Annotated in this window: 9 protein-coding genes; 7 read left to right on the forward strand and 2 right to left on the reverse strand. The window is 58.4% G+C overall.

The features are described 5' to 3' along the window. Positions 1-39: 39 nt before the first annotated feature. A complete protein-coding gene (locus F591_RS0118615) occupies positions 40-1,368 on the reverse strand; it encodes a hemolysin family protein (RefSeq protein ID WP_019536133.1) in 1,329 nt (442 codons plus the stop codon). Positions 1,369-1,616: 248 nt separating this feature from the next. On the opposite strand from F591_RS0118615, the gene F591_RS0118620 reads away from it, so the two are divergent. Continuing rightward, positions 1,617-2,405, forward strand: a complete 789-nt coding sequence (locus tag F591_RS0118620; RefSeq protein WP_019536134.1) for a DUF1836 domain-containing protein — start codon at positions 1,617-1,619, stop codon at positions 2,403-2,405. Positions 2,406-2,622: 217 nt separating this feature from the next. Here the strand turns inward: F591_RS0118620 and bluB are convergent, their stop codons facing one another. Then, positions 2,623-3,297 (reverse strand): 5,6-dimethylbenzimidazole synthase, encoded by a 675-nt coding sequence (bluB, locus tag F591_RS0118625; RefSeq protein ID WP_019536135.1) that lies wholly within the window; start codon positions 3,295-3,297, stop codon positions 2,623-2,625. 272 nt (positions 3,298-3,569) lie between these two features. On the opposite strand from bluB, the gene F591_RS0118630 reads away from it, so the two are divergent. From F591_RS0118630 to F591_RS0118660, 6 genes are all read left to right on the forward strand, one after another. Continuing rightward, the gene (locus F591_RS0118630; RefSeq protein ID WP_019536136.1) at positions 3,570-3,839 is read left to right on the forward strand and encodes a hypothetical protein; all 270 of its coding nucleotides are present in this window, start codon (positions 3,570-3,572) and stop codon (positions 3,837-3,839) included. Between the two features lie 338 nt (positions 3,840-4,177). Further along, entirely contained in the window at positions 4,178-5,071 is an 894-nt protein-coding gene (locus F591_RS0118640) for an SMP-30/gluconolactonase/LRE family protein (RefSeq protein ID WP_019536138.1), read from the forward strand. Beyond that, the gene (locus tag F591_RS0118645; protein WP_019536139.1) at positions 5,061-5,870 is read left to right on the forward strand and encodes a hypothetical protein; all 810 of its coding nucleotides are present in this window, start codon (positions 5,061-5,063) and stop codon (positions 5,868-5,870) included. The genes F591_RS0118640 and F591_RS0118645 overlap by 11 nt, the downstream gene beginning before the upstream one ends. A gap of 72 nt (positions 5,871-5,942) precedes the next feature. Beyond that, a complete protein-coding gene (locus F591_RS0118650) occupies positions 5,943-6,716 on the forward strand; it encodes a sporulation protein (protein ID WP_019536140.1) in 774 nt (257 codons plus the stop codon). A 412-nt stretch (positions 6,717-7,128) separates the two neighbouring features. Beyond that, the gene (locus tag F591_RS0118655) at positions 7,129-7,569 is read left to right on the forward strand and encodes a Dps family protein (RefSeq protein ID WP_019536141.1); all 441 of its coding nucleotides are present in this window, start codon (positions 7,129-7,131) and stop codon (positions 7,567-7,569) included. 213 nt (positions 7,570-7,782) lie between these two features. Next, entirely contained in the window at positions 7,783-9,114 is a 1,332-nt protein-coding gene (locus F591_RS0118660) for a PQQ-dependent sugar dehydrogenase (RefSeq protein ID WP_019536142.1), read from the forward strand. Positions 9,115-9,294: the final 180 nt, after the last annotated feature.

Genomic DNA, 9,294 nt, shown 5'->3' on the forward strand with positions numbered 1-9,294 from the left:
CGAAAAAAGGGGCTCCCGCTGCGGGAACCCCTTTCGAAATTATGCCTGCACCGCTGCCCGAGTCGATATTTCCGGCTCAGCCGGGGTGCGTTTCAACACTTCCAGCTTGCGCACGCGGTGGTGGTCCTTTTCCAGAATCGTAAAGACGACATCGCCCTGCTCCCAGGGCGTATTCAGCCCGAGCTCCGGATTTTGGGCGTACAGCCAGCCGCCGATCGTGTCGACTTCGTCGTTTTCAAGCTGAAGGCCCAGCAGTTCGTTGACCTCGGACAGCAGCACCTTGCCGTCGAACACGTAGCGGTTCGGCTCCAATTGCTCGATTTCCTTCCGCTCATCCGCGTCGAATTCGTCACGGATTTCACCGACAATCTCTTCCAGGATGTCCTCGATCGTAATCAGACCCGAGGTACCGCCGTATTCGTCCACCAGGATGGCCATATGGACTTGTTCCTGCTGCATCCGCTTCAGCAGAGCGTTCAGCGGAGTCGATTCCGCTACGGTGAGCGCAGGCTGAACCAGAGAAGCGTAGTCGAAGGCGGTGTCTTCTTTGTTATAGTTCATGAAAAACTGCTTCGTATTAATGATGCCGACGACGTTATCCTTGCTCTCGGACACGAGCGGGAAGCGCGTATATTGCTCGCGGCGAATGATCTCCAGATTTTCTTCCAATGTGTTGTTGACGTACAGGCAGACCATATCGGTGCGCGGCACCATGATCTCCCGGGCGGTCAGCTCGTCGAAGGCGAAGATGCGGCTGACGTAGCCGTACTCGGATTTGTTGATTTTGCCGCTTTGATAGCTTTCGTTCAAAATAATCTGGATTTCTTCTTCCGAGTGGGCGTCTTCGTGTTCGCTCACCGGCTTCAAGCCGCCCAGTCGAACAAGGTAGTTGGCTGAACCGTTCAAAATCCAGATAAACGGATACATCACTTTATAGAAAAACATAATGGGCTTGGCAACCAGAAAGGTGATGGCTTCCGCTTTCTGGATGGCGAGCGTTTTGGGGGCCAGTTCGCCCACAACGACGTGCAGATAAGTCATGGAAATAAAGGCGATCAGATACGAAATCAGACTGCTGATTTGCGGGCCGAGAGCCCACTGGTCGAAGACGGGATGCAAAATCTTCTCGACCGTCGGTTCGCCCAGGGCGCCGATGCCGAGCGCAGTGATTGTGATCCCCAACTGGCAGGCGGACAAGTAACCGTCCAGATTGCTTGTGACCTTTCTTACCGCAAGCGCGTTTTTGCGGCCTTCGGCGACCAACTGGTCAACGCGGCTCGGGCGCACCCGGATGATAGCGAATTCAGTGGCGACGAAGAAAGCAGTAAGAAAAATTAACACGGCCACAAGAAATAAATTAAGTATCATATCGACCTTCCTTTATGATAGGTTCGAACTTATCCTAAGAAAAGTTCTTATGAGCTTATTTTACGAACTTCATAATAGAATAACAACAACCGTTTTTAGCAGTTTTTGACCTTATTTTTTCAAATTGGAGCAATTTCATCCCTGAAGCGGGTGCGTATCTTATAATTAATTCCTTTGACAATCCATTTTGTTCGTCTTATCATCAGTTCATGTGAACGTGTCAGTTTAGGAAACGGGGAGGTCAGCTTATGGAGACATTCACATTAACCCGGAAGGAAATGGCCACCATGCTACTAGCGCTGCAAGGGCGGTGTCCCCATAAGCCGCTGTCGGTGCTGCAGGAAGCATGGATGAAAAATCATCGCTCCGACGTGCAGAAGGGAACTCCCTTGTCCGCTTTCTTATCGACGCAGCTCCCCGCGGTGTTCGAGAAAATGATGAAGCAGGAGCAGCTGCCGGGCTTCTCCCTCCAGGAGATCGTCTCGCTGGCCAACCAGATCGAGTATACCCATTGCTCCATTACGTCTGTACAAAATTGGGTCAAGCGGGATTTCAAAGATTTTTTCGGCTCGCCGAAAGCGGGCAAAAAATATTCGCTTGATCAATGCGCGCTCATCTTCATTATCGAAGATTTGAAAAATAACTTGGACTTCGAATCGATCCGCAAGCTGTTCCAGATCATTTTTCGGCAGCCGGACAACGATGCCGACGATCTGATCAAGCCGGTTGATTTGTATTATGCCTATTCGATCTCGTTCGAGGAGCTGGACGCCAACAACGACCAGCTGATGGATGTGGAAGGGCACGAATCCGGTCGGCGCAATCACGATATTTTGATGGAGACGACCATTCGCCGCAAAGCGGACGACTATGCCGGCAGCTTGTCCGGGCTGGACGTTCGTCAGCGGGAGGCAGTGCGCAACATGCTCTTCATCGCTATGGTATCGGTACAGACCGCGTACTTCCATTCGTTGGCCCGGCGGTACTTCAACGCCGCCCTGTTCCTCCAGCATCTTGCCGCCCGGCCTGAGGAATGAAAAAAGACCATCGCTTTTGCCATGAAAAAACTGCCCCTCCAACGGCCAGATGTGTCTAGCAATAGGAGTGCAGTTCGCGGCGCGGCGATGGTTTTTTTGTGCCTTTATGTTCCAAATATCCGATACCGGCAGGCTGCGCCAGTCGCGCCCCCCGTTGTTCGCGGGTCATGTCGAGCGTGACAATCGGAAATATCCGGATCGGCAAGAATGAAGCGCTTTAAGCCTCCTCTTCCGGCATCGTTGTCCACGATTGGCCCCACCGTTCCTTAAAGATCAGGGGGTCCAAAGCCCGCCGGCGTTCCCAGTCATGAATTTCCAGCAGTGGGCGGTCGGGATAGTCGTCCGTATAGCCGATCGAGAGCAGGGCGACCGGATCGATATGCGGCGGAATGGCCAGCAGGCGCTGGATATCCCTTTTTTTGTAAAAGCTCACCCAGCCCATCGCGAGGCCTTCGGCATACGCCGCCAGCCACATATTTTGAATGGCGCAGCTGACGGACATCAGATCGGTCTCCGGAATCGAATTGCGCCCGAGCACATGATCTCCGCCCCGGGTCGGATCGCAGGTGACGCAAATGGTGACAGGGGCTTCCAAAATACCGGCGATTTTCAGCTCCAAAAACTTGGTCTCGCGCCCCGTTCCTTCATAATGGATGGCGAGCGCGCGCCGCTCCTTGTCAACCGCCTGGGCCAGCTCGCGCTTTAATTCCGCCTCTTCGATCAAAATAAAGTTCCACGGCTGCATAAAGCCGACAGAAGGGCCGTTATGCGCCGCTTCGAGCAGCTTCCTGAGCAGCTCGGGAGCGACGGGATCGCTGCGGAACGTGCGGATGTCGCGGCGGTTGCGGATCGCTTTGTACACTCCGTTCTTTTCCTCCGGCGTCAGTGTCACGTTTCTCCCTCTTTCGCTTAGATTTACGCCGATGACGAGCGAATCCTTTCGTCATCGGTCGTCCCCTTCGGTACTGATCATTCGCCGATAGTTTTCGCCCAGTGATCAGGATCGACACCTATGACGGCCGCTTCCTTCATCATCGGTCGTCCCCTTCGGTGTTGAAGTACCTTCAAGTATAGGCGCTTCCCTCCTCCGCGGCAAGCCGCATAAAGAGAGCGGGATTGCCCCATAGTAACAGAGATGCTGAACAAGGAAAGGAGGAACGGCATATGCCCCGCAGCGATTCCAGTCTGCAGTCGCAAAATCCGGTTTCCCAAGCCCAAAACTCGGTAGAGAAAGCCCACAACGCCGTGACGCAGGCGCAGTCTCATCCGTCGGAGCAGGTGATCCGGCAGGCGCGCAATGCGATCGGCAAAGCGGAACGGGCCCTGGAGCAGGCGAAGCTGAGCGACAATCAGGAAGCGGTGGAGCTGGCCTCATCGATGCTGGCAGAGGATGAAGCGGCATTGAACGCTATCCAGCCGATGAAAGAAGAATAAGGTGCGGAAACATAAGCCCGTCTGCGCGTCCGATGTCCGCGGCGGGCTTTTCGCATGGCCAAGTACGGAAAGCGGCCCGGGCCGAATGGGCTCAAGGAAGCCGCAGCGTTCCGGAAGGCGAAGAACGGAAGAATGGCTTATGACCGAAGCGTGTGCGCGAACGGGTACTGGCCCAAACGCTCGTCTGCGGAGACGAAAGGGCGTTTCGTCGCTGGCCGGGGATGCTGACAAGATGTCAGCATTCATAGGCCGCCCGCGTGCCCGCTGCCGCAATGGGGTTAATTGTGTTACAATAACGATGATAAAAAACTAGCGCGGATGAGAGGCGGTGGCTAGGCATGCGTAAAGAAGCGGAAGCTGGGCTGGAGCTGGTGTGGGACGGACGGGCGCTGCTCGGCGAAGGGCCGGTCTGGGACGAGCGAACCGGGGAATTGCTGTGGGTCGATATTTTGAACGGCCGGGTGCATGTGTACAGCTGGCGTGCAGGAACGACCCGCACCGTTCAGCTGGATCGTCCCATCGGGGCTGTCGTTCCGAGGGCTTCGGGAGCCGGCTGGGTCGGAGCGATGCGCGACGGACTGTATTTGATCGACCCGGATACGGCAGCGCTTACCCGTCTGGCCAGCCCGGAGAGCGACAAGCCGGACAACCGTTTTAACGACGGCAAGTGCGACGACCAGGGCCGCTTCTGGGCGGGGACGATGAGCATGCGGGGCGAGCAGGGGGCCGGGGCCCTGTATTGCCTGGAGCCGAACGGCAGCGTCCGCAAGGCGCTGGAGGGCGTCACCGTATCGAACGGGCTCGGCTGGAGCCCCGATGGACGTACGATGTATTATATCGATTCCCCGACCCGGCAGATCGCCGCCTTCGATTACGATCCGGCCCGCGGCGAGCTCTCCCGCCGCCGGATCGTTGTGTCGCTGGAGGGAAGCGACAGTCAGCCTGACGGAATGACGGTGGATGCGGAAGGCATGCTGTGGGTCGCCGAGTGGGACGGCTGGCAGGTATCCCGCTGGAACCCGCTGACAGGGGAGAAGCTCGGCGCTGTGGCCGTGCCGGCGGCGCGGGTCACCTCCTGCGCATTCGGCGGTCCGCAAGGCGACGAGCTGTACATTACGACGGCCACGGTAGGGCTTGGCCCGGAAGCGCTGGAGCGCCAGCCGCAGGCCGGCGGGCTATTCCGCATCAAGCCGGGCGTGCAGGGGAGACCGACGCATTGGTATGGCGGATGACGGAATAAGATCCGGACAAGGCCCGGACAGACGGCCCCCCGGGCCTGCCGGCGTCCATGCCGCGCGGTCGGCAGGTTGGCGGAAGGAGCGGCGCCGCGCGGAGGCGCCGAAGCCGCTCGGACCCGCCGCGGGCAGACTGGGGGAGCATGAGCTGGATTCCGTGCGCGAATACATCGCCCGCATCGAGGAGCAGCTTCTGCCCGAGCTGGCCATCGAGAGCGAGCATCCGGACGAGCCCGTCGCCGTCCGGAGCCGGCCGTCCGGCTGGCGGGTGCTGGGCGTCGGCAATTACGCCGCCGTCTTCCTGCATCCCGATTATCCGCGCTTTGTCGTGAAGGTATACGCCCCGGGCCGGCCCGGACTGGAGGACGAGGCCGAGGTGTACCGGCGCCTGGGCCGGCATCCGGCCTACTCGGAATGCCTCCATTATGGCGACCGTTATTTGGTGCTCCGGCGGCTGACGGGGGTGACGCTGTACGACTGTCTGCTTCGGGGCATCGTCATCCCCCGCCGCGTCATCGCCGATATCGACGATGCGCTGGATTACGCCGTCCGCAAAGGCCTTAATCCCCACGACGTTCACGGCAAGAACGTCATGGTGCAGAACGGGCGCGGCGTCGTGGTAGACGTTTCCGACTTTTTGAAGCCCGAGCCGTGCCGCATGTGGAACGATCTGAAGCAGGCTTACCGGCTGCTTTATTTTCCGGCGATTTTTCGCCGCTTCGCCGTGCCACACTGGGTGATGAATGCGGTGCGCAGAGGCTACCGCTGGTTCCGGAGGAGACGCAGCCGCTGCTGAAACCGGTCGCGGATGCAGCGCGTATGTATCACCATAACCAATCCGATTTTTTATAAGGTGGAGGTCTTCCCTATGTCCTTGTTCAAAAAAGTGTTGGCGAGCGTCGGCATCGGATCGGCCAAGGTGGATACGCGTATCGCATCGACGCAGATTGAGGTGGGCGGAGAGCTGCGCGGCGTCGTTGAGATTCAGGGAGGACAGCTGGAGCAGAAGATCGACCGGATCTATCTGTATCTTAAAACCCAGTACCTGAAGGAGCAGAACGACCGGAAGGTTGCCGTGCAGGCGGAAATCGCCCGCTTTTTGATTACGGAGGGCTTCCTCCTGCAGCCGGGCGAGAGGCGCGACATCCCGTTCTGCTTCACCGTGCCGGATCATACGCCGGTGACTTTGCAGCGGGCGCCGGTATGGATTGAGACGGGGCTCGACATCAAGAATGCCATCGATCCGACCGATCATGATCACATCCAGGTGCTGCCGCACAAGCATATGCAGGTTGTGCTGAATGCGCTGCACGAGCTGGGCTTCCGGCTGCGCGAGGTATCGAACGAATATGCGCCGCGCCTCGGGCGGGGGTTGCCGTTCGTACAGGAGTTCGAATTCGTTCCGACGACGCATTTCCGCGGGGTGCTGGACGAATTGGAAGTGATGTTCTATGTTCAGGGCGATGACTTGGAGCTACTGCTGCAGATCGACCGCAAAGCCCGCGGCTTGTCGGGCTTGCTTGCCGAAGCGCTTGATTTGGACGAAAGCTTCGTTCGATTGACCATTTCCGGCGGCGAGCTGCGCCGCGGCAGTGCGGCGGTAGCCCGGATGCTTCGCGAGCTGATCGCGCGCTATGCTTAAGCCTGCGGCTGACGACAGGCCCATCGGCGGCAGTCCACAGCCGCAAGCGGATCGAGTCCCTTGAAGGCGCGCGCAGCGCCAAGGGACTTGCTCCGCTTGCCTGCCAGGAAAGCGAAAGGCGGAAGGGACTTGCTCCGTTGCCTGTCAGGAAAGCGAAGGTGAAGCTGACTGGGCTCACGCGGCCGGCGTTTACGGTTCCGTTCTCCCGCTGCGCCCGGAGCCGAGCCGCGGAAAGAATGAAGCTTTGATGAAGTTTCGTTTCATCCGGGGAAGGGCGTGGTATGATAGGAATACGACCCCGAATCGGTGCCGCATAACGAAAACTGGCAAGATGATTCGCTGACGCATACATGAAAAATGGCGGAATGGCAAACGATAGATGGGGTACATTTTCCAAGGGAGGATGAATCACATGTCCAAGAGCATTGCGGGAGTGCTTAATCGGCAAATCGCCAACTGGAGTCTGTTGTACGTTAAGCTTCACAATTATCACTGGTATGTGAAAGGCCCCCAGTTTTTTACGCTTCACGCCAAATTTGAGGAGCTATACAACGAAGCCGCTTTGCATGTGGACGAGCTGGCGGAGCGTTTGCTGGCCTTGAAAGGGCAGCCGGTCGCTACGATGAAGGAAATTTTGGAGCAGGCCAGCGTACATGAAGCTGACGGCAATGAAAATGCGGAGCAGATGGTTCAGGCGATCGTCAACGATTTCAGCACGATCATTCAGGAGCTGCGCGAAGGAATGGCCATCTGTGAGGAGGCCGGGGACGAGACGACCGGCGATATGCTGCTCGCTATTCATACGAGCCTTGAGAAGCATGTCTGGATGCTGGCTTCGTTCCTCGGAAAATAATTCGATTTCGTCGTTACATTGCCGGCTAGTTCGGAAGGCAGAGACACCGCGGCATGGGGCTTCGGTGTTTTTTGCCGTGTCCGAAGGGCGATGCGGAGCTTTCTGTGCTGCTGGTTCCTGAATCAAGGCGCGATTCGTTATGCCGCCCCCAAATGGGCTATAATGGATAGAAAGACAGGCTCATTCGAACCGAAGGACAGGTGATGAACGGTCATGACGGTGCAGACGAAGAAGGCACAACGCATCCGCAGCCGATGGTGGACGGCGCTTGCGCTGACGGCGGCGTTAGGGCTTGCCGGCTGCGATGCATTGACGGGCGTCCGGCCTGCAGGGACGGAAAGCGGCGCAAGCGAGGCTTCGGGCGGTACCGGAGCCGGAAAAGCGGGCGGCGCCGCCGGTCAGCCGGGGCAGACAGCGCAGCCGGGGCAGACAGCGCAGTCGGGTCAGACAGCGGAGCCGGGGAAACCGCCGCAGTCTGGCGATGCGCCCTCCGCAGAATTGCCATATACGCGGGAAGTGCTGGCCGAAGGCTTGAACGTGCCTTGGGATATCGCGTTCGCTCCGGACGGCCGCATCTTCGTGACGGAGCGTCCCGGTGCGCTCAGACTCATTGAACAAGGCAAGCTGGCGGCCGAGCCCGTATTCCGCTTCGATGACGGACTTTATGCGGAGTCTGAGGCAGGTTTGCTCGGTATGGCGCTCGATCCGGATTTTGAAAACAATCATTACATCTATGTCTATCATTCCTATTCGGACGGCGGGACGCCGTACAACCGGGTCGTTCGGCTGAAGGAAGGCGGCGGCCGGGCGGAGCTGGACAAGGTGATTCTGGACAAGCTTCCGGCCAGCCGCATACATGACGGCGGACGCATTCGCTTCGGCCCCGACGGCATGCTGTATGTCACGAACGGCGACGCCAGCGCGCCGTCGATAGCTCAAGACGTACGCCAGCTCGGGGGCAAAATCATGCGGGTTCGGCCGGACGGCTCGATCCCTCCGGACAATCCGTTTCCGGGCTCGCCGGTGTACAGCTTGGGGCACCGCAACCCGCAAGGGCTTGCCTGGCATCCCGAATCCAAGCGTTTGTTCAGCTCCGAGCACGGGCAGACGGCGCACGACGAGCTTAACCTGATCGAATCCGGGGCTAACTATGGCTGGCCTTTGGTGCAGGGCGACGAAACGGAGCCGACGCCGGAGGATAAGGGCAAGCTGGGGCCGGGCCCGCTGAAGGCTCCAATCCTGCATAGCGGCAACGAGACCTGGGCGCCTTCGGGCATCGCTTTCGTCACCCGCGGGCCTTGGAAGAATAACCTGCTCATCGCCAACCTGCGGGGAGAGCAGCTGCTCAGGGTCGTGCTGACGGAGGACGGTACTTCCGTGCATTCGGCAGGCTCCCTGTTCAAGAATGAGTATGGCCGGCTTCGTACCGTGGTGGAAGGTCCCGACGGCTCAATCTATGTGCTGACCAATAACCGCGACGGCCGCGGCCGTCCGCAGAAGGGCGACGACAAGATTATCCGGCTGAAGCCGGCTTTTGCACAATAGACGCCTGGTGGCGAGCGAAGCCTTCGTCATCGGTCGCCGCCTGCGGTGTTGAAAATTTCAGCTTGTAGGCTAAGCTGATTTTTCAAGATAGACGCCTATGACGAGCGATTCCTGTCGTCATCGGTCGTCACCTGCGGTATTGAAATTTTGTCGGCGTATACCGCCAAATTTTCAAGATAG

The organism is Paenibacillus ginsengihumi DSM 21568 (assembly GCF_000380965.1).
In the GTDB taxonomy this organism is placed as follows: Bacteria; Bacillota; Bacilli; order Paenibacillales; family NBRC-103111; genus Paenibacillus_G; species Paenibacillus_G ginsengihumi.